This is a genomic window from Terrisporobacter mayombei (genome assembly GCF_020748465.1).
Lineage (GTDB): Bacteria > Bacillota > Clostridia > Peptostreptococcales > Peptostreptococcaceae > Terrisporobacter > Terrisporobacter mayombei.
This window is the reverse complement of record NZ_JAHZMP010000202.1, coordinates 1-462: the sequence shown is the minus strand read 5'-3', so window position 1 is coordinate 462 and position 462 is coordinate 1. Positions and strand designations below refer to the sequence as shown.

Annotated in this window: 1 pseudogene; it reads right to left on the bottom strand. The window is 50.4% G+C overall.

From position 1 onward, the window contains the following. Positions 1–462: pseudogene (gene rspA, locus K0039_RS25235) on the bottom strand (starvation-sensing protein RspA); the annotation flags it as partial.

The window sequence follows — 462 nt, the reverse complement described above, 5'->3', positions numbered from 1 at the left end:
GACAAATCGGAAGGACCGTGTGAGCCAGTACGTACCTGATACAGCGAAGCAAAATCGGCAATCCGGCGCATACCGGTAATTCCGCCTGCATGGGTCAGCGTGGTGCGGATATAATCGATGAGTTGCTCTTCAATCAGTTGTTTGCAGTCCCAGATGCTGTTGAAGACTTCACCCACTGCGATGGGTGTGACGGTATGTTGGCGAATGAGACGGAAGCATTCCTGGTTTTCCGCAGGCGTCGGGTCTTCCATCCAGAACATGCGATAATCTTCAATGCTTTTACCAAAGCGCGCCGCTTCAATAGGCGTTAAGCGATGGTGCATGTCATGCAGCAAATGTTCATTAAAACCAAACTTGTTACGTACCGCGTCAAACAATTTCGGCATGAAATCGAGGTATTTCTCCGTCGACCACAGCTGCTCTTCCGGCCACTGTCCTTTGGTTGCGGGTTCATAAGCCAGA